Origin of the sequence: Pseudomonas sp. UBA4617 (assembly GCF_002386445.1) — a bacterium.
Classification (GTDB): Bacteria; Pseudomonadota; Gammaproteobacteria; order Pseudomonadales; family Pseudomonadaceae; genus Aquipseudomonas.
This window is the reverse complement of the sequence record NZ_DGIR01000014.1, coordinates 1-21,270: the sequence shown is the minus strand read 5'-3', so window position 1 is coordinate 21,270 and position 21,270 is coordinate 1. Positions and strand designations below refer to the sequence as shown.

Sequence of the window (21,270 nt, the reverse complement as noted above, 5' to 3'; positions counted from 1 at the left end):
TAAAATGTAAAAGTCTCAGACCTGATCTGACACCCTCGACACCGGCCTTGCGCCGGTGTTTTTGCACCCTATCTGCTCCCTTTTTGTCGCTTTCTTGCACCCTTCCTGCACCCCGTTCACCAGCAACATGCCAAGCGGCACGTTGATCGCCTACAACCACAGCGGCAGTGCCAGCGGCACCACGGCTTCGGCCGTTTCCGAGGGCACGCTGGAAATCCGTGACCCAGGCCGGCAGCAGCAGGATGTGGCCAGCCTCAGTCACGACGTCGAGCATGCCAACGACAGCATCAGCCCGATCTTCGACAAGGAGAAGGAACAGCGGCGGCTGCAGCAGGTGCAGCTGATTGGTGAAATCGGCACACAGGTATCGGACATCGTCCGTACCGAGGGGCAGCTGAAGGCCGACAAGGAGGCGCGTGCGGAACTCGATGCACGCGGCATCGCGGCGCCGGGTGAAGGGGCAAGCGATGAGGCGGTCAAGGCGTACCAGGAACAACTGGTCGCCACTGAGGCTTACCAGCGCATCATGGGTAAGTACGGCACCAGTGGTGATTATCAAAAAGTCACCCAGGCCGTTACAGCTGCCTTGCAGGGGCTGGCGGGCGGCGATCTCGGTGGTGCGCTTGCAGGCGCGTCGGCGCCTTACCTGGCCGGGGTTATCAAGAAAGTAGCGGGTAATAACGACAACGTCCGGGTCATGGCCCATGCCGTATTGGGTGCTGTGGTGGCGCAGGCCCAGGGTAACTCGGCGGCTGCGGGTGCGGCCGGTGCAGCTACGGGTGAGTTAATTGCTGCCCAAATCTACCCTGACAAGAGTCGGGATCAACTGAGTGAGGAAGAGAAACAGACCATTTCTGCGTTGGCAACGCTTGCATCAGGGTTGGCAGGTGCTGCAACGGGCGGAGGCTTGACAGACGCTGTCGCAGCGGGCCAGCACCCCTAATAGGTGCGGATGTAACTGATATCTATCACCCAGACCTTGTTCGGCTCACTGACCTTGAACTGCCGCGCGGGGTGGTTGGGCGAGGCCACTGTTGGTTTTCCACCATAAAACCCTTGGACGCCGCCGATAGCCCGTTTGAGAACGCAGCCCCTCCGCGTGCATCAAGCGGCCGACCCGATTTCGACCGCATTCCTCTCCCAGCTCACGCAGGTCATCGTGAATTTTGCGCTAGCCGTACACACCGCCACTCTCCAGCCAAGCATGCTTGATCAAGCCAAGTAGCCGTTGGTCTTCTTGGGCTCGGGCGGACTGAGGCTCGGCCAGCCAGGCGTAGTAGCCGCTGGGGTGCACCTTGAGGGTTTGGCAAAGGCGCCGCACCGGATAATCAGTCGAGTGCTTTTTGATGTAGGCGTACTTCAGCCACACTCCTTGGCAAAGTACCCGGCGGCCTTCTTTAAGATGTCTCGCTCTTCCGTCACGCGCTAAGGCAGGTGAAAAGCCACGGATTTTTCTGTCGGCGCTGGCTTCCCGGCTCCGGTTCGCTGATTTAATATACTTGCCAGTATAAATATTCAGACGTGCACCCTCGCGAAAGGATTCATCATGTTGCGTCATGCCTTGTCCCTCGCCCTGCCCGCCGCCGCCGTGCTGTTCCTGGCAGCCTGCGGCCAGGAAGCAGCCCCACCGGCCACGCCCCGTCCGGCGCTGGTGGTGCAGCCGCAGCCGGCCGAAGCCGCTGCCGACAGTTACCCCGGCGAAGTGCGGGCGCGCTTCGAGCCGGAGCTGGCCTTCCGCATCGCTGGCAAGGTCAGCAAGCGCCTGGTCGAAGAAGGGCAGCGGGTCAAGGCGGAGCAGCCGCTGGCCGAGCTCGACCCCCAGGATGTACGTCTGCAACTGGAAGCCAACCGTGCCCAGCTGGCGGCGGCCGAGGCCAACCTGTCGCTGGTGCGTGCCGAGCGCGATCGCTACCAGAAACTGCTGGACCGGCAGATGGTCAGCCGGTCGCAGTACGACAATGCGGAAAACCTCTACCGCGCCGGGCTGGCCCGCCTCAAGCAGGCCAAGGCCGAATTCGACGTCGCTGGAAACCAGGCCGAATATGCCGTGCTACGAGCGCCGCAGGCCGGGGTGATTGCCAAGCGCCAGGTGGAGGTGGGCCAGGTGGTTGCGGCCGGGCAGACCGTATTCACCCTCGCTGCCGATGGCGAACGGGAAGTGCTGATCAGCCTGCCGGAGCAGCAGTTCGCCCGCTTCGCCGTGGGCCAGCCGGTCAGCGTGGAGCTGTGGTCGCACCCACAGGAGCGCTTCCAGGGGCGCATCCGCGAGCTGTCACCGGCCGCCGATCCGCGTTCGCGCACCTTCGCGGCACGTATCGCCTTCACCTCCGCTGCCACGCCGGCGGAACTGGGCCAGAGCGCCCGGGTATTCATTGCCCATGAAGGGCTGATCCCGTTGGCAGTGCCGCTGTCCGCGGTTACTGCAGAGAACGGTCAGGCGTATGTCTGGCGGGTCAACCAGGACAGCCGCCTGGAGCGGGCGATGGTGCGCCTGGGGGCCTACGGGGCCGACAGCGTGCCGGTGCTCGAAGGCCTCAAGGCGGGGGACTGGATAGTGGCCGCCGGCGGCCACGTGTTGCGCGAGGGCCAGGAAGTACGCCCCGTGGACCGCACCAACCGTGTGGTGAACCTGACGGTCAAGGAGTAAGTCCGATGGGTTTCAACCTTTCTGCCTGGGCACTGCGCAACCGCCAGATCGTCCTGTTCCTGATGGTCCTGCTGGCGGCCATTGGCGCGATGTCCTACACCAAGCTCGGCCAGAGCGAAGACCCGCCGTTCACCTTCAAGGCCATGGTCATCCGTACCCTGTGGCCGGGCGCCAGCGCTGAGGAAGTGTCGCGCCAGGTTACCGAGCGCATCGAGAAGAAACTGATGGAAACCGGCGAGTACGAAAAGATCGTCTCGTTCTCCCGTCCCGGCGAATCGCAGGTCACCTTCATGGCCCGCGATTCGCTGCACTCCAAGGACATCCCCGAGCTGTGGTACCAGATCCGCAAGAAGGTCGCGGACATCCGCCACACCCTGCCGCCGGAGATCCAGGGCCCGTTCTTCAACGACGAGTTCGGCACCACCTTCGGCAACATTTATGCGCTGACCGGGCAAGGTTTCGACTATGCCGTGCTCAAGGACTATGCCGACCGTATCCAGATCCAGCTGCAGCGGGTCAAGGACGTGGGCAAGGTCGAGCTGGTCGGCCTGCAGGACGAGAAGGTCTGGATCGAGCTGTCCAACCTCAAGCTGGCCACCCTCGGCGTGCCGATGGAGGCCGTGCAGCAGGCGCTGCAGGAGCAGAACGCGGTCAGCACCGCCGGCTTCTTCGAAACGCCCACTGAGCGTCTGCAACTGCGGGTGAGCGGGCGTTTCGGCAGCGTCGAGCAGATCCGCCAGTTCCCTATCCGGGTAGGTGACCGTACCTTCCGTATCGGTGACGTCGCCGAGGTGCACCGGGGCTTCAACGACCCTCCCGCACCGCGCATGCGCTTCATGGGCGAGGATGCCATCGGCCTGGCTGTGTCGATGAAGGACGGTGGCGATATCCTGGTGCTCGGCAAGGCTCTGGAAGCCGAGTTCGAACGCCTGGCGCGCAGCCTGCCGGCCGGCATGGAGCTGCGCAAGGTTTCCGACCAGCCGGCGGCGGTCAAGGCTGGTGTGGGCGAATTCATCCAGGTGCTGGTCGAAGCGCTGGTCATCGTGCTGCTGGTGAGCTTCTTCTCGCTGGGCCTGCGCACCGGCCTGGTGGTGGCGCTGGCCATTCCGCTGGTGCTGGCCATGACCTTTGCCGCCATGCACTACTTCGGTATCGGCCTGCACAAGATCTCCCTTGGCGCGCTGGTGCTGGCGCTGGGCCTGCTGGTGGATGACGCGATCATTGCCGTGGAAATGATGGCGATCAAGATGGAGCAGGGCTATGACCGGCTCAAGGCGGCCAGCCATGCCTGGACCAGCACCGCCTTCCCGATGCTCACCGGCACCCTGATCACCGCGGCCGGCTTCCTGCCAATTGCCACGGCAGCTTCCAGCACGGGTGAATACACCCGTTCGATCTTCCAGGTTGTGACCATCGCCTTGCTCACCTCCTGGGTGGCCGCCGTGGTATTCGTGCCTTACCTGGGCGAGCGCCTGCTGCCCGACCTGGCCAGGTTGCATGCCACGCGGCATGGCAAGGACGGCCACGCGCCAGACCCTTACGCTACGCCGTTCTACCAACGCGTGCGGCGGGTGGTGGAGTGGTGCGTACGGCGGCGCAAGACCGTCATCCTGCTGACCCTGGCCGCCTTTGTCGGCAGCATTCTGCTGTTCCGTTTCGTGCCGCAGCAGTTCTTCCCGGCCTCCGGGCGCCCGGAGCTGATGGTTGACCTGAAGCTGGCCGAAGGTGCCTCGCTGGCCAACACTGCCGAGCGGGTCAAGCAACTGGAAGCACTGCTCAAGCAACAGGACGGCATCGACAACTACGTGGCCTACGTGGGTACCGGCTCGCCGCGCTTCTACCTGCCGCTGGACCAGCAACTGCCGGCGGCCAGCTTCGCCCAGTTCGTGGTGCTGGCCAAGTCGATGGAAGACCGCGAGCGCCTGCGCAGTTGGCTGATCAGCACCGTCGACCAGCAGTTCCCCGACTTGCGCGCCCGGGTCACCCGCCTGGAAAACGGCCCGCCCGTGGGCTATCCGGTACAGTTCCGGGTGACCGGCGAGCACATCGAGAAAGTCCGTGCGTTGGCTCGCGCAGTGGCCGACAAGGTGCGCGAGAACCCGCATGTGGTGAACGTGCACCTGGATTGGGAAGAACCGAGCAAGGCGGTATTCCTGGAAATCGACCAGGACCGAGCGCGTGCCTTGGGCGTGACTACCGCGCACTTGGCGGGCTTCCTGCAAAGCTCGCTGACCGGTAGCACGGTCAGCCAGTACCGCGAAGACAACGAACTGATCGAGATCCTGCTGCGTGGCACCCGCCAGGAACGCAACGAGCTGGGCAACCTCGGCAGCCTGGCGTTGCCCACCGACAATGGCCAGAGCGTGGCGTTGTCGCAAGTGGCAACCCTGGAGTACGGCTTCGAGGAAGGCATCATCTGGCACCGCAATCGCTTGCCGACGGTGACCGTGCGTGCTGACATCTATGACCAGCAGCAGCCGGCGACGCTGGTGAAGCAGATCGAGCCGACCCTGAAGGAGATCCGCGCCAACCTGCCTGACGGCTACCTGCTGGAGGTGGGAGGTACGGTGGAGGACTCCGAGCGCGGGCAGAAGTCGGTGAATGCCGGCATGCCGCTGTTCGTGGTGGTGGTGCTGAGCTTGCTGATGATTCAGCTGCGCAGCTTCTCGCGCACGGTGATGGTGTTCCTCACCGCGCCGCTGGGGCTGATTGGCGTAACCCTGTTCCTGCTGGTGTTCCGCCAACCGTTCGGCTTTGTCGCCATGCTCGGCACCATTGCCCTGGCCGGGATGATCATGCGCAACTCGGTGATCCTGGTGGACCAGATCGAGCAGGACATCGCGGCGGGCCTGGACCGTTGGCAGGCGATCATCGAGGCCACGGTGCGGCGTTTCAGACCGATCGTGCTGACCGCACTGGCGGCGGTGCTGGCGATGATCCCGTTGTCGCGCAGTGTGTTCTACGGGCCAATGGCGGTGGCGATCATGGGCGGCTTGATCGTGGCGACGGTGTTGACCTTGCTGTTCCTGCCGGCGTTGTATGCGGCGTGGTTCAGGGTGAAGAAGGGCTGAAGTTCGCAGGGGAGGGCTTCGCCCTCCTTTCGCGACACCAGGCCACTCCTACAGGTGTGGCGCTGCCCTTGGGAGGTGGGCAGGAGCGGCCTTGTGCCGCGATGGACTGCAAGGCAGCCCATCGGCCATCACAGCGCGCCAAACACTTTCTTGGCCAGGCTGGTAGCCGCTTCAGCCGGGTTCTGGCGAATGCTCTGCTCTTGCTTGGCGATCATCTCGAACAGGCCGTCCAGCGCCTTCTCGGTCACGTAGTTCTCGATATTGGCGTCGTCCTTGACCAGCCCCAGGCCTTTGGCCTGGGCCGCGAAGGCATTGTACTGCTGGGCCACGCCAACCTTGTCGGTGGCCTGCTTGACGATCGGCAGGAACCTGGCGCGGATCTGCTCACGGCTGCTCTTGTTCAGGTACTGGGTCGCCGAATCGTCACCACCGCTGAGGATGCCCTTGGCATCGGTCACGCTCATGTTCTTGACGGCATCCACCAGAATCGCCTGAGCCTGCGGCACGGCAGCCTCGGCGGCCTTGTTCATGCTGGTTTCCAGGGCTTCGACCTGTTCACCCTTGCCGAACATCTTCATCGCCTTGGCGGCCTTGCCCAGGTTGCCCGGCAGCTCGATACGCACGTCCGGGTCGTTGCTGAAGCCACCCGGGGCGCTCAGCTGCTTGACGGCCAGTTGCGCGCCTTGGGTCAGGGCATCCTTCAGGCCGCCGGTGGCGTCTTTCTGGCTCAGGTCGCCCAGCGACAGGGCCAGTGCACTGGCCGACAGCAGCAGGCCGGCGCACAGGGTGGTAAAACGCAGGGTGGTGCGGAACATGAAGCTTTCCTTGTAGACAGATGAATACGGGTATCAGCGGACCGGATCGACCTTTATCCGCACGGACTGCGGGTCATTGCCGTCAAGCCTGACGCCATGGTGTTCGGTGTTGATGAACAGCAGCCTGCCATCCAGTTCGATGCGCGCGCTGACCGCATAGCGGTGGCCGGGCTTGACCTGGGACGGGTCGTAGGCGAGGTGGAAGGGCAGCGGTACGTTGCCTTTGACCGGGCCGGCCTGGCGGGCCAGCACCACCGCCGGGGCGTCCATCAGCGACACATCCTGCAGCTCCACACTGAGGGTGGCGGTCGCTGGCAGCGCGCTGCGCTGCAGGTAGAAGACTTCGCCATCCAGGCTGGCCTGGCTGGGCGGGGTGTGGCTGGAACAGGCTGCGAGCAGGGATGCGCAACACAGCATAAAGAGCTTTTTCATGGAGTCTCCGTTTTCCTTGGGGCTGGCTTGTGGCCAACCCCAGGGACTTTAGCGGATTTTGCTGGCCGCCGAACCCTTTACAGGGTCGAACTTTCCAGGCCGTCATCGCGGTGCAGCGCCACCTGACGGATCGACAGGCGCAGTTCGGCCGACAACACCCGCTTGGCCACGCCTTCGGCCAGCTCGCCAAGCTTGTCGTGGTAGCCCAGCTTGCCTTGGCTGTCGGCCTGCAGCACGCCCTGCTCGAGCAAGGTGTGGATGAAGTGGCGGAACAGCGTCTTGTCGAAGAATTCCGGGGCGTTCAGGCCATGCAGGATCGACAGGCGCTGAGCCATCATCACGCACAGGTCTTCCAGTGCTTCGGCGCTGAGGCTGTGCTGCCCGCTGTTGAGCAGTAGTGAGGTAGCCATGTAGAAGCGCTGCAGGGTCTGGGTGATGCTGCGGGCGAGCAGGGTCAGCAAGACGAACTGCCTTGAGCTGGGTGCGGGGCGGATGTACAGGTTCTGGTCCTGGCGCAGCAGGCCCTGTTCGACCAGTGCGGCCAGCCACTGGTCGATCACTTCGTCCAACTGCTCTGGTGCCCAGCGCAGGAACAGTTCGCCCTGCAGGTATGGGTACAGCGCATGCACATACTGGCCCAGGAGTTCACGGCTCAGGCGTGAGCTGCTGAGGAAGAAGCTGGCCAGCAGGGCTGGCAGGGCGAAGATGTGCAGCACGTTGTTGCGGTAATAGGTCATCAGCACCGCGTTGCTTTCATCCAGATACAGGATGCGGCCCAGGGCATCCTTCTGCTCGGCCACCAGGCTCATGCTGCGCACGTGTTCGATCAATGCCTGGCCGTCGCCCTCGGGCAAGGTGGTGTGCGGCGAGTAGGGCACCTGGCGCAGCAGCGCCAGGTACAGGTCGAGCACGCGGGTCAGGGCGCGTTCATCCAGGGCCAGGCGGCTGGTCGACAGCAGTGCCAGGGCCACCAGGTTGACCGGGTTGATCGCCGCCGCCTCGTTGAGGTGGCGTGCCACGGTTTCGCCCAGGCGGGTGGTGGTGGCATTGAGCCAGTCCGGACGATACTGCGGACCATGGTCCTGTTCCCGCCAGCCCGGCTGCTGCTGATCGAGGAAACCGGCCAGGCGGATCGGTTCGCCGAAGTTGACGTAGACCTGGCCAAAGCGTTGCTTGAGCGCGCCGAACACCTTGAAGATGTCGAAGATCGACTCCTTCTTCTTGCTGGCCCCGCGCAGTTCGCCCAGGTAGGTCCGGCCTTCGAGCACGCGCTCGTAGCCGATGTACACCGGCACGAAGACGATCGGCGTGCGCGATGAGCGCAGGAAGCTGCGCAGGGTGATGGCCAGCATGCCAGTACGCGGTTGCAGCATGCGCCCGGTACGCGAACGACCACCCTCGACAAAGTATTCCACCGGGAAGCCCTTGGTATAGAGGGTGTGCAGGTACTCGTTGAACACCGCGGTATACAGCGGGTTGCCCTTGAAGGTACGGCGCATGAAGAAGGCACCGCCACGGCGCAGCAGGTTACCTACCAGCGGCATGTTGAGGTTGATGCCTGCGGCCACGTGCGGCGGGGTGAGGCCATTACGGAACAGCAGGTACGACAGCAGCAAATAGTCGATGTGGCTGCGGTGGCACGGCACGTAGATCACTTCGTTGCCAGGGGCGATGCCTTGCACCTGCTCGATGTGGTTGACCTTGATGCCGTCGTAGATCTTGTTCCAGAACCAGCTGAGCACCACTTCGAGGAAGCGGATGGCGGTGTAGGTGTAGTCCGAGGCAATCTCGTTGCCATAGCGCAGCGCCTGCGCTTCGGCCTTGGCCAGCGGCAGGTTCTCGCGCTGCGCCTCGTCGAGGATGGCCTGGCGTACCTGCGGCGCATGGATCAGGCCCTTGACCAGCGTGCGTCGATGCGAGATGTCCGGGCCGATGACGGCAGTCTTGAGGTTGCGAAAATGCACGCGCATCAGGCGCTGGGCCATGCGCACGGTACGTTCGTGGCCCTTGTTGTGCTGCACCAGTTCGCGCAGGTGGATTGGTGCCGAGAACTGCACGCGGGTCTTGCGCCCCAGCACCAGCACGGTCAGCAGGCGGCGCAGGCGCCCGGTTACCGCCCAGCTGTCGGCGAACAGCAGCTTCCACGGGCTGGACTCACTGGCCGGGGTCTGGCCCCAGAAAACACTGACCGGGATGATCTGCGCGTCCTCTTCGGCATGCTGGCTGATGGCGGTTATCAGGCGCTCCAGGGTAGGTGGCGCGCCACGCTTGTCGTGGCGGCCGAGCCAGTCCGGGTCCGGGGTCAGGTAGAAGAATGCAGCCGGTTCCTGCAGCGGGCCCACCGCCACCGGCAGCACCGGGCGCGGCAGACCCGCCTTGGTGCATTCGTGGTCAAGCACGGCCAGGTCGGTGAGGGCGGGCGAGGGCAGGGCATAGAACACCGGACGGCTGCGGTCGAGCTTGAGGGTGACGGAGGACTGGTTGATGGTTTCGGAGCGCACCCACAGGTACAACAGGCGACGCAGGGCGCCGAAGATCAGGCGGCGCAGGGGGGAACGGGTCATGGGGTGTGTGCCCTGGGTGTGAAGTTCAGTGGTTATCTGGCCAATTAGTCTGCCGTATCCGCGCAAGTTCAGCAAAAATCGCCGAACGGCGCGACGGTCATCAAATTTTTTTGTTCTGTGTCATATACTCGGCCTGCCACTTGCAGGATATTTGCGCAAGCGGCGTCGGCACGTGGCGGAGGCCTCGTGTCTGCAAGGCGATCTTCACAATAAAAATCCGGAGTAGTTCAGATGTCGTCTCGTGAGACTGGGAATGTAAAGTGGTTCAACGATGCCAAGGGTTATGGCTTCATTCAGCGCGAAGGTGGTGCGGATGTGTTCGTCCACTATCGGGCGATTCGCGGTGAGGGGCATCGTACCCTGGTCGAAGGGCAGCGGGTCGAATACGCCTGCGTGCAGGGCCAGAAAGGCCTGCAAGCCGAAGACGTAGTAGGGCTCTGAGCCTCATGCTGTAAGGCTTGTTGTGGGAGCTGGCTTGCCGGCGATTACCGGCGAGGCCGGTGCCAGGTACCGTGTTGCCTGCATCGCCGGCAAGCCTGGCTCCCACAGGAATACCCCGTGTTCAGGTACGCCAGGTGATCTCCTCTTCACCGTCGGCACTGATGCGGATCCAGCGGTCAGCATCCTCTTCCCCGTCCTCTTCCACCCAGCCACCGGGCGCGCAGCGCACTTCCACACCCAGCGCGGCGAAAGCGGCGCGGGCGCAGGCAACGTCATCGGCCCAGGGCGTCTGGTCGCTTTCCAGGTAAAGGCTGTTCCATTTCCCTACAGCTTTGGGTAACCAGGTGACCGGAATGTTACCGGCCTGGCATTTGAAGGTCTGGCCTTTCTGCTGCCATTCGCTGCACGGGCCGATCGCCTGGCCAAGCCACTCGGCAATCTGCTTGTGGTCGACGTCGGCGTCCTTCAGGTAGATCTCGATATCAGGTTGGCGCATAAGGGCTCCGGTGTGCTCAGTCTTGGCGCAGGAAATAGTCGTAACGCATGGAAACGGTGACTTCGAACGGCTCGGGCTGGTCGATCACCCGGGCACGCCTTTCGGCACTGGCGCGCCAGCCGTGCGGGGTCATGGCCAGCAGGTCGGCGCGGGCCTTGGGCGCGACCAGGCTCAGGCGAAACTCGAGGGTTTCGCTGTGGGCATGGGCCATGCCTTCGGGGACCAACGCCAGGTGCTTGTCATCGGCGTAAGGGCGTACCTCATCGTAGAGCACTTCGCGCAGTTCCATCAGGTGGCCGCTGGTGGGGCCGACTCGCATCAGGCCGCCGCCGGGGCTGAGCAGGCGCTTGGCCTCGGCCCAGTCGAGCGGGCTGAATACGCTGGCGATGAATTGGCAGCTGGCGTCGGCCAGTGGTACCCGGGCCATGCTGGCGACCATCCAGGTGACTTCGGGCGCGCGGCGGCAGGCGCGCTTGACCGCCTCGCGGGAGATGTCCAGGGCATAGCCCTCGGCGGTCGGCAGGGCCTGGGCGAGCTGCGCGGTGTAATAGCCCTCGCCGCAACCGATGTCCAGCCAGGCAGAGGGCTGGCGCTCGGCGGCCAGCTCGGCCAGGCGGCGGGCCACCGGGGCGTAGTGGCCGGCATCGAGGAAATCGCGACGAGCCTCGACCATGGCCTGGTTGTCACCCGGGTCGCGGCTGTTCTTGTGCTGCACCGGCAACAGGTTCAGGTAACCCTGGCGGGCGCGGTCGAAGCGGTGCCCGGCCGGGCACACCACGCCGTTGTCGAGCCGGCTCAGCGGCGCCTGGCAAAGGGGGCAGGCGAGCATCAGGCGAGCAACCGGACCAGGGTCTGGTAGTAGATTTCGGTCAACAGGTCGAGGTCGCTGGCCAGGATCCGCTCGTCAACCTGATGGATGGTGGCGTTGACCGGGCCGAGCTCGACCACCTGGGTGCCCATGGTGGCGATGAAGCGGCCATCGGAAGTACCACCGCTGGTGGACGGCTGGGTATCGCGGCCGGTGACGCCCTTGATGCTGGCCGAAACCGCGTCCAGCAGCTCGCCGGGTTCGGTGAGGAACGGCAGGCCCGACAGAGCCCAGTCGATCGACCAGTCCAGTTGATGCTTGTCGAGAATGGCCGCCACCCGCGCCTGCAGGCCTTCGACGGTGGACTCGGTGGAGAAGCGGAAGTTGAACAGCGCGGTCAGTTCGCCCGGGACCACGTTGGTGGCACCGGTGCCAGCGTTGAGGTTGGAGATCTGGAAGCTGGTCGGCGGGAAGAACGCGTTGCCCTCGTCCCAGTGCTCGGCAGCCAGTTCGGCCAGGGCCGGGGCGGCCAGGTGGATCGGGTTGCGCGCCAGGTGCGGGTAGGCCACGTGGCCCTGCTTGCCGCGCACGGTCAGCTTGGCGCCCAGCGAGCCACGGCGGCCGTTCTTGACCACGTCACCGAGCAGGGTGGTGCTGGACGGCTCGCCGACGATGCACCAGTCCAGGCGTTCGTTGCGCGCTTTCAGGCGCTCGACCACCGCCTTGGTGCCGTGGTGGGCCGGGCCTTCCTCGTCGCTGGTGATCAGGAACGCGACCTTGCCCCGGTGGTTCGGGTAGTCCTGCACGAAGCGCTCGCTGGCAATCACCATGGAGGCCAGGCTGCCTTTCATGTCGGCGGCACCACGACCGCAGAGCATGCCGTCGGCGTCGATCAGCGCCTTGAACGGTTCATGCTGCCATTGCTGCACCGGGCCGGTGGGCACCACGTCGGTGTGGCCGGCGAAGCACAGCACCGGGCCGTCCTGGGTGCCGTGGGTGGCCCAGAAGTTGTCGACGTCCTCGATACGCATCGGTTCCAGCTGGAAGCCCACGGCGCCCAGGCGGTTCATCATTTGCGCCTGGCAGTCGGCGTCGACGGGGGTGACCGAGGGACGACGGATCAGGTCGCAGGCCAGTTGAAGGGTGGGCGAAAGCTCGGCTGGGGCCGTCATGGGGGACTCCGGGGCAAGGCAAGGCGAGGAAATCTGAGGGGCGTTATCTTATATCAAACCGTCAGGCCAATGGGGCGCAAAGCGCCCCAATTGACTCAAGCCTGTTGCGCCTCGGCGGCCTTTTCCCCGGGTTTGGGCAGCGATGACAGGAACGCCATTACCAGCGCCGCCACATAAGGCAACGATTGCACCAGCAACATCGCCACCCAGAAACGCATGTCCGAACTCGGCAGGCCCTGCACCAGATAGATGCCCAGCGCCGCACCCCACAGCAGCAACATGATGAACAGCTCTTCCCGGGCCTCGGAGATCGCTACCAGCAAGCCATGGCTGTCAGCGTTCTTCGGCGTGCGGAAGAACGGCATGCTGCTGGTGAAGAAACCGTACAGCACCGCCTTGGCGATGGTGTGCGACAACGCCAGCCCGGCCAGCGCCGCGGCAAAGGCGTCCTTCAGGTTCACTCCCACTGCGCGCCGGTAGAGGAAGATGATCTTGCCGACCTTGAAGAAGAACAGCGCCAGCGGCGGGATGGCGAAGATCATCAATGGCGGGTCGACCCGGTGGGGCACGATGATCATCGCCGCCGACCACAGCAGCGCGCCGACGGTAAAGAAGATGTTCATGCCATCGGCGATCCATGGCAGCCAGCCGGCCAGGAAGTGGTAGCGCTGGCCACGGGTCAGCTCGCTGCCCTTGCCGCGCAGCAGCGCGCTGGCGTGGTGCTTGATGATCTGGATGGCGCCATAGGCCCAGCGGAAACGCTGCTTCTTGAAGTCGATGAAGGTGTCGGGCATCAGGCCCTTGCCGTAGCTGTTGTGGGCGTAGGCCGCCGACAGGCCCTTCTCGAACACGCGCAGGCCCAGCTCGGCGTCCTCGCAGATGCACCATTCGGCCCAGCCCAGCTCTTCCAGCACGCTGCGCCGGGTCATGGTCATGGTGCCGTGCTGGATGATCGCGTCACGGTCATTGCGGGTAACCATGCCGATGTGGAAGAAGCCCTTGTACTCGCTGTAGCAGAGCTTCTTGAAGGCGCTTTCGTGCTGGTCGCGGTAGTCCTGCGGCGACTGCACCACGGCGATTTTCGGGTCGGCAAAATGCGGCACCATGTGCTTGAGCCAGTTGCGGTCGACGCAGTAGTCCGAGTCGATCACCGCTATCACTTCAGCGTCCTTGGCGGTATGCGGAATCAGGTAGTTCAGCGCGCCACCCTTGAAGCCGGCCAATGGCGCGACGTGGAAGAACCTGAAACGCTCGCCGAGCTTTTCGCAGTGGGCCTTGAGCGGCTCCCACACGGCAGGGTCCTTGGTGTTGTTGTCGATCACCAGCACTTCGTAGTCGGGGTAGTCCAGGGCGGCCAGGGCGTCGAGGGTCTGCTTCACCATCTCTGGCGGCTCGTTGTAGCACGGCACATGCACCGACACCTTGGGCCGGTAGGCGCTGTCGGCCTGCACCGGCAGGAATTCGCGGCGACGCTTGTGTATCCATACCGCCTCGGCCAGTTCGTGGGCCTCGGTGAGCAGGACGATGAATACCCCCAGCGCGCCGAGGGCCAGCAGCACGCCCACGGTCAGGCTGAACCAGGTGCTGTATTGCTGGCTGTAGTCGTAGGCAATCCACACCAGGACCGACCCGCACAGGAACGTGATGAAGGTCAGGAAGGTGCGGCCGCGCTGGCGCAGGGCAGAACCGTCGATGAACAGCACCGTGAGCGCAATCAGGGCCAGGACCACCGAGGCCACCGCCAGCGCCCGCCATTGCGGGATCGCCACCACCGGGCCGTCGAAGTTGAATTTCTGCTGGCGCTCGGCGTTGTACACGCCCCAGTAGGCGCCCACCGAGCCTTCGTCGCTGGCCTTCCACGGCTGGTCATAGGCTTCGATGACGAAGTAGTTGTAACCACGACGGTTGAGGGTATTGACCAGGGTGCGCAGGTAGATGGCCTGGTCGGCCTGGGTGGCATCGGCACCACCGCGCATGCGGCCGTTGCTCGGCCAGCCGACTTCCGACAGCAGCAGAGGCTTGCGCGGGAACTGGTGTTTCAGTTCGCGGGCCCGGTCGAGGACGAATGCGACCGAATCCTGCATGGGCACGAACTCCCAGTACGGCAGGATGTGCGCGGCGATCAGGTCGACGTGCTTGGCCAGCTGCGGGTTTTCTTTCCAGATGTGCCACTGCTCGCTGGTGGTCACCGGTACCTTCACCGCTGCCCGTACCCGGTCCAGGTACTTGACCAGGTTTTCCGGGGTGACCTCCTCGCGGAACAGCGCCTCGTTGCCGACCACCACCCGGACCACGCTGCGCGAGGTGTTGGCCAGCTGGATGGCGGTGGCGATCTCGCGCTCGTTGCGTTCCAGGTCCGGGCTGATCCAGATGCCCAGCGTGACCCGCAGGCCGAACTCCTCGGCCAGCCGCGGTATATCGGCCTGGGTGCCTTCCACGGTATAGGTACGGATGCTGTCGGTCAGTTTGCTCAGTTGCTCCAGGTCCTGGCGCATCTCGTCATCTGTGGGGTACTGGCCTTTTTGTGGGCTTTCTCCCAGACGGAAGGGCGAATAGGAAAACCCAGAGATCTGCTCTGGCCAGGCAGGCGCGGAAACCGGGCGATTGATCAGTGCCCAGAAACCGGTGAACAACGCGGCAATGGCCAGGACCACGACCAGGTTCAGGCCGAATTTACGTGAAGACATTGTCGTCCATTTGTGTCGAAGTGGTAGGACATTAAAGCAGGGTTGGTAGCCTCTTTCCTAACGATGCAGGTCATGGGCCCGTTGGCATATAATGCGCGCCGGTTTTTTGGGGTATGAGCATGAGTACAGAAGATCCACGCTTCGCCGGCGTTGCCCGGCTGTATGGCGACCAAGGCTTGCAGCGCCTGGGCCAGGCTCATGTGGCCGTGGTCGGTATTGGCGGGGTTGGCTCGTGGGCGGCCGAAGCGCTGGCCCGCAGCGGCGTGGGCGAGATCACCCTGTTCGACCTCGACGACGTCTGCGTCAGCAATACCAACCGCCAGGCCCACGCCCTGGAAGGCCAGGTGGGGCGGCCCAAGGTCGAGGTCATGGCCGAGCGCCTGCGCGCGATCAACCCGTCCTGTACAGTGCATGCGGTAGCCGACTTCGTCACCCGTGACACCATGGCCGAATACATCAGCGAAAACCTCGACTGGGTGATCGACTGCATCGACAGCGTCATGGCCAAGGCCGCGCTGATCGCCTGGTGCCGTCGGCGCAAGATCGGCATTGTCACCACCGGTGGCGCTGGCGGGCAGATCGACCCGACGCAGATCCAGATCGCCGACCTGAACAAGACCTTCAACGACCCGTTGGCCTCGCGGGTGCGTTCCACCCTGCGCCGCGACTACAACTTCTCGCGCAACGTCAGCCGCAATTACGGCGTGCCGTGCGTGTTTTCCAGTGAGCAGCTGCGCTATCCCAAGGGGGATGGCAGTGTGTGCCTGCAGAAGAGTTTTGTCGGTGAAGGCGTGCGCCTGGATTGCTCGGGTGGTTTTGGCGCGGTGATGATGGTGACCGCGACCTTCGGCATGGTGGCAGCGAGCAAGGCGGTTGAGAAACTGGTGGCCGGTGCACGACGGCCGTCGGAGCGGGTCAAGCCTGAGTAAAACCTTTCCGGTTGGCTTGGCCGCTCCGGCAGGCTTCGGGTTCAGCCTGCCGATGCCAGCTCCGCCATCCGCTGCAACACTGCATGCAACCCATTGCTGCGCGACGGCGACAGCTGGCGCTCCAGGCCCAGTTGGGTAAACCACTCACGCAGATCAAGCGCGGCCAGCTGCGCACTGGCCAACCCCTGCACCCGCACCAGCAGCAGCGCCAACAGCCCGCGCAGCAAACGTGCATCGCTGCTGGCCTTGAACCGCCACACGCCGCCGCTTTGCTCGGCCACCAGCCACACCAGGCTTTCACAGCCATGCACCCGGTTGGCCTCGGTCTTTTCCGCCTCGGCCAAGGGCTCCAGGCGGTCGCCCCACTGCATCAGCAGCCGTGCACGCTGTTCCCAGCCCTTGCTTTGCGCAAACGCCTCCAGCGCCTGACAGGCCTGTGCCGGCAGGTTCATCGCAACAGCTCCAGGCCCTGGTCCAGCGCGTCGAAGAAACGCTGCAGGTCATCGCTGTCGTTGTACAGCCCCAGCGACACGCGGATGGCGCCCTCCAGCCCCAACCCCTTGAGCAGTGGCATGGCACAGTGGTGTCCGGCACGTACGGCAATGCCTTGCTCGGTCAGCAGGTGGGCGATGTCGGCGTTGTGCATGTCTTCGATGACGAAGCTGGCCAGGGCTACCTGTGGTGCGCCAAGGACGCGCACGCCATCCCGGTCCGCCAGGCCACGCAGCAACTGCTGGTGCAAACTGGTTTCATGGCTTTCGACCGCCGAGGCATCGAGGCTGGCCAGGTAGTCCAGGGTCGCGCCCAGGCCGATTACCCCGGCGATCGGTGGCGTACCGGCCTCGAAGCCCAGCGGCGCCGGGCGGAAGCTGGCGCTTTGGTACTCGGCCAGTTGCACCATCTCGCCGCCGAACTGCCAGTGGCGCAGCAATTCCAGCGCCTGGCTGCGACCGTACAGCACGCCGACGCCTTCCGGGCCGTACAGCTTGTGGCTGGAGAACACATAGAAGTCGCAGCCCAGCTGCTGCACGTCATGCCGCCCATGCACCACCCCTTGCGCACCGTCGACCACGGTCAGGGCGCCTTGCGCGCGGGCATGGGCCAGCAGCGCCGGCAGCGGTTGCCAGGTACCCAGCACGTTGGACAGCTGGCTTACCGCCAGTACCCGGGTTCGAGGCCCGATCAGTTGCAGTGCCTGGTCCAGGTCGATGTGGCCATTGGCGTCCAGCGGCAGCACCACCAGGCGCAGCTTGTGCCGCTGCGCCAGCTGCTGCCAGGGCAGCAGGTTGGCGTGGTGCTCCAGGGCGCTGACGGCAATTTCGTCCCCGGCCTCGAAGCGGTGTTCCAGGCCATAGGCCAGCAGGTTCAGCGCCGACGTGGCACCGTGGGTGAAGACGATCTGCCGTGAGTGTGCCGCATTGAGCCAGGCGGCGACCTTGTCGCGGCTGGTTTCGAAAGCCTGGGTCGCGAGTGCGCCGGGCAAATGCTGGGCACGGTGCACGTTGGCAGCGCCATGGCCGTAGTAATGGCTCAGGGCATACAGCAGGGCTTGCGGCTTCTGGGTGGTGGCGGCGCTGTCCAGGTAGGTCTGGTGCTGCCGTTGCAGGGCGGCGATCGCGGGGAAATCGGCACGCCAGGGGGAGGGCTGGAACATGGTCGCGGGGCCTGGAAGGAAAATCGGGTCTGGCGTGGTGCCAGACCCGATCTTAACATTTCAAGCGCTGAGAATCCGCTGCTGCAGGCAGCAGGGTTCTCAGTTGTGCGCGTGCAGCGCTTCGTTCAGCTCGATGGCCGACTTGTGGGTCTTGCACTCCACCGCACCGTTCAGCGAGTTGCGGCGGAACAGCAGGTCGGTCTGGCCGGCCAGGTCGCGGGCCTTGACCACTTTGACCAGCTGGTTGTTCTCGTCCAGCAGGTTAACCTTGGTGCCAGCGGTGATGTACAGGCCGGCCTCGACGGTGTTGCGATCGCCCAGCGGGATACCGATACCGGCGTTGGCGCCGATCAGGCAGCCTTCGCCAACCTTGATGACAATGTTGCCGCCACCGGACAGGGTGCCCATGGTCGAGCAGCCGCCGCCCAGGTCGGAACCCTTGCCGACGAACACGCCAGCGGAAACACGACCTTCGATCATGCCCGGGCCTTCGGTGCCGGCATTAAAGTTGACGAAGCCTTCGTGCATGATGGTGGTGCCTTCGCCGATGTAGGCGCCCAGGCGCACACGGGCGGTGTCGGCGATACGCACGCCGGCCGGGACCACGTAGTCGGTCATTTTCGGGAACTTGTCCACCGAGAATACTTCCAGCAGCTCGCCCTTCAGGCGCGCTTCCAGTTGCAGCTCGGCCAGTTCGGCCAAGTCGACCGCACCCTGGTTGGTCCAGGCCACGTTCGGCAGCAGCGGGAAGATACCGGCCAGGCTCACACCGTGTGGTTTGACCAGGCGGTGCGACAGCAGGTGCAGCTTGAGGTATGCCTCCGGAGTCGAGGTCAATGCAGCGTCTTCGGCCAGCAGGGTGGCGACCAGCGGCTTGTGGCTCTCGGCCAGGCGGGTCAGCAGCGCCGCCTGGGCGGCGTCGACGCCTTTCACCGCCTCGGCCAGTTGTGCGGCCTGGGCAGTGCTGAAGGCGATGGCCTGATTGCCACCTGCATAGCCGAGCAGCGGCGCCACGGCAGCGACCAGTTCGGCGCTCGGGTTGAGCAGTGGTTGTGCGTAGAACACTTCCAGCCAGGCGCCCTGGCGGTTCTGGGTGCCGACACCGAAGGCCAGGCTGAACAGGGTATTGGACATGTGATTACCTCGTGCGAAATAGGGTGGGGACTCAGGCCAGGGCAGCGGCGTACAGGTCGGGCTTGAAACCGACCAGGGTGCGGGTGCCAAGGTCCAGCACCGGGCGCTTGATCATCGACGGCTGGGCCAGCATCAGTTCGACGGCCCTGGCCTGGTCAAGGCCGGCCTTGCTGGCGTCGTCCAGCTTGCGGAACGTGGTGCCGGCACGGTTGAGGATGACTTCCCAGCCGTGTTCGTCGCACCAGCGGTTCAGGCTGTCACGGTCAATGCCTTGGGTTTTGTAATCGTGGAATTCGTAGGCGACGGCTTTTTCGTCGAGCCAGGTACGCGCTTTTTTCATGGTGTCGCAGGCTTTGATACCGTAGAGCGTGTAGGTCATTGTGTGCATTGAGGTCACAGGCTGCCTCAACTTCTCCGTTTTCGAATGTCAGTCGCGGGATTATGCGGGAACCATCCTTTGAGCGCCACGGGGAGCATGCCTTGGGGGTTGTAGCGCCCGTGAGATCGAGCGCCGCGCGGACGGCGCTGGATCTCAAAGACGCTCAAGGCTCAACGCATGCGTCCCACGTCTCATCATGTTACATATTCATCCTTCACCTGCGACTATCGTGCAGCGGCCTCGCCGCACGCTGCCCCGCTAACATATTGTTTCAATGGCGCTCTCTCGCCCCGCTGTCGATTTTGGTTCACAAAGGAAGCCCTACCGGATGCAGTCCGCCTATACCGTCCTCATCCTGCTGACGCTGGTCAGCGTGTCGAAGCTGGTCGGCCGTATGATCCCGCTGCCCTTGCCGCTGGTGCAGATTGCCGCCGGTGCCTTGCTGGCCTGGCCGACGCTGGGCCTGCATGTGGCCCTGGACCCCGAACTGTTCCTGTTCCTGTTCCTGCCACCCTTGCTGTTCGCCGATGGTTGGCGCATTCCCAAGCGCGAGCTGTGGCGCATCCGTGGGCCAGTGGTGGCGTTGGCCGTGGGGCTGGTGTTGTTCACCGTGGTCGGAGCCGGTTATTTCATTCACTGGTTGCTGCCTGGCATTCCGCTGCCGGTGGCTTTCGCACTGGCGGCAGTATTGTCGCCGACCGACGCCGTGGCGGTGTCGGCCATTGCCCAGGACCGCCTGCCCACCCCGCTGATGCACATGTTGCAAGGCGAGGCCCTGATGAACGATGCGTCCGGCCTGGTCACCTTCAAGTTTGCCCTGGCGGCGGCGATCACCGGGGTGTTCTCGTTGGCCGATGCCAGCTTCAGTTTCGTCCTGGTCGCCCTGGGCGGCCTGGCCGTGGGTGTCGCCCTGAGCTGGCTGATCGGCCGCCTGCGGGCGTGGATGATCGCACGCGGCTGGGACGACCCGGCTACCCACGTGGTGTTCATGTTGCTGCTGCCGTTCGCCGCCTACGTACTGGCCGAGCGCCTGGGCGTGTCGGGCATCCTCTCCGCGGTAGCGGCCGGCATGATGCAGAGCTGGCTCGACCTGCTGCCGCGGCAGACCAGCACCCGCTTGCTCAACCGCAGCGTCTGGTCATTGCTGGAGTTCGCTTTCAACGGCCTGATCTTCCTCCTGTTGGGCCTGCAGCTGCCGGACATCATCAAGGCAGTGGTCAGCCACGAAACCAGCGTCTGGCCGACCCTCGCCTGGCGTTGCCTGGATGTGGTGGCAATCTTTGCCGCGTTGGTCCTGCTGCGTTTCATCTGGGTGCAGAGCATCTGGCGCTCGATCGGGTTGGTGCGACGCTGGCGCGGCAAGCCGGCGTTGGTACTGATGCCCACGGCGCGCTCCTGCTGGCTGCTGACCCTGGGCGGTGTACGCGGAGCAGTCACCCTGGCCGGTGTGATGTCGATCCCGCTGTTGATAGGGGCGGACAAGGTGTTCCCTGAGCGTGACCTGCTGATCTTCATCGCTGCCGGGGTAATCCTGCTGTCGCTGATCACCGCCTGTATTGCCCTGCCGCTGCTGCTGCGCGGGGTGACCAAGAGCCCGGACGAGCGCTTGCATCAGGAAGTGCAGGAGGCCTGGCGGCGTACTGCCGAGGCGGCGATTCATGCCCTGGAGGCAGAAGAAGTGATCGACAGTAATGCGCCGCAGGATGCCGCGCAGGCGACCTTGGCCACCGAGCTCAAGGCGCGCCTGATGGCGGAATACCGGGATGAACTGGACAGCTATAACGACAGCGCCGAAGCCAAGGCCCTGGCGCAACAGATGGACCAGTTGGAGCGACGCCTGCGCCTGCGTGCGCTGCGGGCGCAGCGGCTGGAGCTGTACGACCTGCATCGTCAGCATCTGGTAGGTGACGAGGTGGTTCGGCAGGTGCTGGGGGAGCTGGATATGAGTGAGGCAAACCTGGGGCCGGACAAGTAGATCTCGCTGATGCCCTTCGCGCGGCAAGCCCGCTCCCACAGGTCCCCATCAACCTCAGATGCAATG

17 protein-coding genes and 1 pseudogene are annotated in these 21,270 nt (G+C 64.3%); 6 read left to right on the top strand and 12 right to left on the bottom strand.

The genetic code is table 11. The features are described from left to right. The first annotated feature begins 142 nt into the window (after nt 1-142). Nucleotides 143-943: a VENN motif pre-toxin domain-containing protein gene (locus B4L76_RS04740; RefSeq protein WP_296230859.1), complete on the top strand. Its 801-nt coding sequence runs from the start codon at nt 143-145 to the stop codon at nt 941-943. On the opposite strand, the pseudogene B4L76_RS04735 reads toward B4L76_RS04740, so the two are convergent. Beyond that, a pseudogene (locus B4L76_RS04735) lies at nt 943-1,425 on the bottom strand (IS3 family transposase); the annotation flags it as partial. The gene B4L76_RS04740 and the pseudogene B4L76_RS04735 sit on opposite strands and share 1 nt — an antisense overlap. A 121-nt stretch (nt 1,426-1,546) precedes the next feature. Here B4L76_RS04735 and B4L76_RS04730 point away from each other — a divergent pair. Next, the gene (locus tag B4L76_RS04730) at nt 1,547-2,647 is read left to right on the top strand and encodes an efflux RND transporter periplasmic adaptor subunit (protein WP_296230857.1); all 1,101 of its coding nucleotides are present in this window, start codon (nt 1,547-1,549) and stop codon (nt 2,645-2,647) included. 5 nt (nt 2,648-2,652) lie between these two features. Then, on the top strand, nt 2,653-5,718 hold the full coding sequence (locus B4L76_RS04725) for an efflux RND transporter permease subunit (protein WP_296230855.1): 3,066 nt from the start codon (nt 2,653-2,655) through the stop codon (nt 5,716-5,718). A gap of 128 nt (nt 5,719-5,846) precedes the next feature. Here the strand turns inward: B4L76_RS04725 and B4L76_RS04720 are convergent, their stop codons facing one another. The 3 genes from B4L76_RS04720 to plsB all read right to left on the bottom strand — a co-directional run bounded on the left by B4L76_RS04720 (nt 5,847) and on the right by plsB (nt 9,529). After that, the gene (locus B4L76_RS04720) at nt 5,847-6,533 is read right to left on the bottom strand and encodes a DUF4197 domain-containing protein (RefSeq protein ID WP_296230854.1); all 687 of its coding nucleotides are present in this window, start codon (nt 6,531-6,533) and stop codon (nt 5,847-5,849) included. Nucleotides 6,534-6,566: 33 nt separating this feature from the next. Further along, nucleotides 6,567-6,965 (bottom strand): YbaY family lipoprotein, encoded by a 399-nt coding sequence (locus B4L76_RS04715; RefSeq protein WP_296230853.1) that lies wholly within the window; start codon nt 6,963-6,965, stop codon nt 6,567-6,569. Nucleotides 6,966-7,042: 77 nt separating this feature from the next. After that, complete coding sequence (plsB, locus tag B4L76_RS04710) at nt 7,043-9,529, bottom strand: glycerol-3-phosphate 1-O-acyltransferase PlsB (protein WP_296230852.1); 2,487 nt, start codon at nt 9,527-9,529, stop codon at nt 7,043-7,045. 231 nt (nt 9,530-9,760) lie between these two features. Here plsB and B4L76_RS04705 point away from each other — a divergent pair, with 231 nt between their 5' ends. After that, nucleotides 9,761-9,970 carry a cold-shock protein gene (locus B4L76_RS04705; RefSeq protein ID WP_003252255.1) on the top strand — a complete coding sequence of 70 codons (210 nt, stop codon included), beginning with the start codon at nt 9,761-9,763 and terminating at the stop codon, nt 9,968-9,970. 121 nt (nt 9,971-10,091) lie between these two features. On the opposite strand, the gene B4L76_RS04700 is transcribed toward B4L76_RS04705, so the two are convergent. From B4L76_RS04700 to B4L76_RS04685, 4 genes are all read right to left on the bottom strand, one after another. Next, complete coding sequence (locus B4L76_RS04700; RefSeq protein WP_296230846.1) at nt 10,092-10,466, bottom strand: hypothetical protein; 375 nt, start codon at nt 10,464-10,466, stop codon at nt 10,092-10,094. A gap of 16 nt (nt 10,467-10,482) precedes the next feature. Next, nucleotides 10,483-11,295: a putative RNA methyltransferase gene (locus tag B4L76_RS04695; RefSeq protein WP_296230844.1), complete on the bottom strand. Its 813-nt coding sequence runs from the start codon at nt 11,293-11,295 to the stop codon at nt 10,483-10,485. Then, on the bottom strand, nt 11,295-12,446 hold the full coding sequence (gene dapE / locus B4L76_RS04690) for a succinyl-diaminopimelate desuccinylase (RefSeq protein ID WP_296230843.1): 1,152 nt from the start codon (nt 12,444-12,446) through the stop codon (nt 11,295-11,297). The genes B4L76_RS04695 and dapE overlap by 1 nt, the downstream gene beginning before the upstream one ends. Before the next feature lie 95 nt (nt 12,447-12,541). Beyond that, nucleotides 12,542-15,133 carry a glycosyltransferase gene (locus tag B4L76_RS04685; protein ID WP_296230841.1) on the bottom strand — a complete coding sequence of 864 codons (2,592 nt, stop codon included), beginning with the start codon at nt 15,131-15,133 and terminating at the stop codon, nt 12,542-12,544. A gap of 119 nt (nt 15,134-15,252) precedes the next feature. Here B4L76_RS04685 and tcdA point away from each other — a divergent pair, with 119 nt between their 5' ends. Continuing rightward, a complete protein-coding gene (tcdA, locus tag B4L76_RS04680) occupies nt 15,253-16,062 on the top strand; it encodes a tRNA cyclic N6-threonylcarbamoyladenosine(37) synthase TcdA (protein WP_296230840.1) in 810 nt (269 codons plus the stop codon). A gap of 41 nt (nt 16,063-16,103) precedes the next feature. On the opposite strand, the gene B4L76_RS04675 is transcribed toward tcdA, so the two are convergent. The 4 genes from B4L76_RS04675 to B4L76_RS04660 all read right to left on the bottom strand — a co-directional run bounded on the left by B4L76_RS04675 (nt 16,104) and on the right by B4L76_RS04660 (nt 19,229). After that, complete coding sequence (locus B4L76_RS04675; RefSeq protein ID WP_296230839.1) at nt 16,104-16,514, bottom strand: SufE family protein; 411 nt, start codon at nt 16,512-16,514, stop codon at nt 16,104-16,106. Then, nucleotides 16,511-17,716, bottom strand: coding sequence for a cysteine desulfurase (locus tag B4L76_RS04670; protein ID WP_296230837.1), 1,206 nt, complete (start codon nt 17,714-17,716; stop codon nt 16,511-16,513). Before B4L76_RS04670 ends, B4L76_RS04675 begins: the two co-directional genes overlap by 4 nt. Before the next feature lie 99 nt (nt 17,717-17,815). Continuing rightward, nucleotides 17,816-18,850, bottom strand: coding sequence for a 2,3,4,5-tetrahydropyridine-2,6-dicarboxylate N-succinyltransferase (gene dapD / locus B4L76_RS04665; protein ID WP_296230836.1), 1,035 nt, complete (start codon nt 18,848-18,850; stop codon nt 17,816-17,818). Nucleotides 18,851-18,881: 31 nt separating this feature from the next. Continuing rightward, nucleotides 18,882-19,229 carry an ArsC family reductase gene (locus B4L76_RS04660; RefSeq protein WP_296231073.1) on the bottom strand — a complete coding sequence of 116 codons (348 nt, stop codon included), beginning with the start codon at nt 19,227-19,229 and terminating at the stop codon, nt 18,882-18,884. Nucleotides 19,230-19,557: 328 nt separating this feature from the next. Here B4L76_RS04660 and B4L76_RS04655 point away from each other — a divergent pair, with 328 nt between their 5' ends. After that, a complete protein-coding gene (locus B4L76_RS04655; protein ID WP_296230835.1) occupies nt 19,558-21,204 on the top strand; it encodes a Na+/H+ antiporter in 1,647 nt (548 codons plus the stop codon). Nucleotides 21,205-21,270 lie beyond the last annotated feature (66 nt).

What these genes read in the sequence shown, in the direction of transcription:
- B4L76_RS04730 (WP_296230857.1), top strand. Translation starts at nt 1,547, where the DNA reads ATGTTGCGTCATGCCTTGTCCCTCGCCCTGCCCGCCGCCGCCGTGCTG.
- B4L76_RS04725 (WP_296230855.1), top strand. Translation starts at nt 2,653, where the DNA reads ATGGGTTTCAACCTTTCTGCCTGGGCACTGCGCAACCGCCAGATCGTC.
- B4L76_RS04720 (WP_296230854.1), bottom strand. Translation starts at nt 6,533, where the DNA reads ATGTTCCGCACCACCCTGCGTTTTACCACCCTGTGCGCCGGCCTGCTG.
- B4L76_RS04715 (WP_296230853.1), bottom strand. Translation starts at nt 6,965, where the DNA reads ATGAAAAAGCTCTTTATGCTGTGTTGCGCATCCCTGCTCGCAGCCTGT.
- plsB (WP_296230852.1), bottom strand. Translation starts at nt 9,529, where the DNA reads ATGACCCGTTCCCCCCTGCGCCGCCTGATCTTCGGCGCCCTGCGTCGC.
- B4L76_RS04705 (WP_003252255.1), top strand. Translation starts at nt 9,761, where the DNA reads ATGTCGTCTCGTGAGACTGGGAATGTAAAGTGGTTCAACGATGCCAAG.
- B4L76_RS04700 (WP_296230846.1), bottom strand. Translation starts at nt 10,466, where the DNA reads ATGCGCCAACCTGATATCGAGATCTACCTGAAGGACGCCGACGTCGAC.
- B4L76_RS04695 (WP_296230844.1), bottom strand. Translation starts at nt 11,295, where the DNA reads ATGCTCGCCTGCCCCCTTTGCCAGGCGCCGCTGAGCCGGCTCGACAAC.
- dapE (WP_296230843.1), bottom strand. Translation starts at nt 12,446, where the DNA reads ATGACGGCCCCAGCCGAGCTTTCGCCCACCCTTCAACTGGCCTGCGAC.
- B4L76_RS04685 (WP_296230841.1), bottom strand. Translation starts at nt 15,133, where the DNA reads ATGTCTTCACGTAAATTCGGCCTGAACCTGGTCGTGGTCCTGGCCATT.
- tcdA (WP_296230840.1), top strand. Translation starts at nt 15,253, where the DNA reads ATGAGTACAGAAGATCCACGCTTCGCCGGCGTTGCCCGGCTGTATGGC.
- B4L76_RS04675 (WP_296230839.1), bottom strand. Translation starts at nt 16,514, where the DNA reads ATGAACCTGCCGGCACAGGCCTGTCAGGCGCTGGAGGCGTTTGCGCAA.
- B4L76_RS04670 (WP_296230837.1), bottom strand. Translation starts at nt 17,716, where the DNA reads ATGTTCCAGCCCTCCCCCTGGCGTGCCGATTTCCCCGCGATCGCCGCC.
- dapD (WP_296230836.1), bottom strand. Translation starts at nt 18,850, where the DNA reads ATGTCCAATACCCTGTTCAGCCTGGCCTTCGGTGTCGGCACCCAGAAC.
- B4L76_RS04660 (WP_296231073.1), bottom strand. Translation starts at nt 19,229, where the DNA reads ATGACCTACACGCTCTACGGTATCAAAGCCTGCGACACCATGAAAAAA.
- B4L76_RS04655 (WP_296230835.1), top strand. Translation starts at nt 19,558, where the DNA reads ATGCAGTCCGCCTATACCGTCCTCATCCTGCTGACGCTGGTCAGCGTG.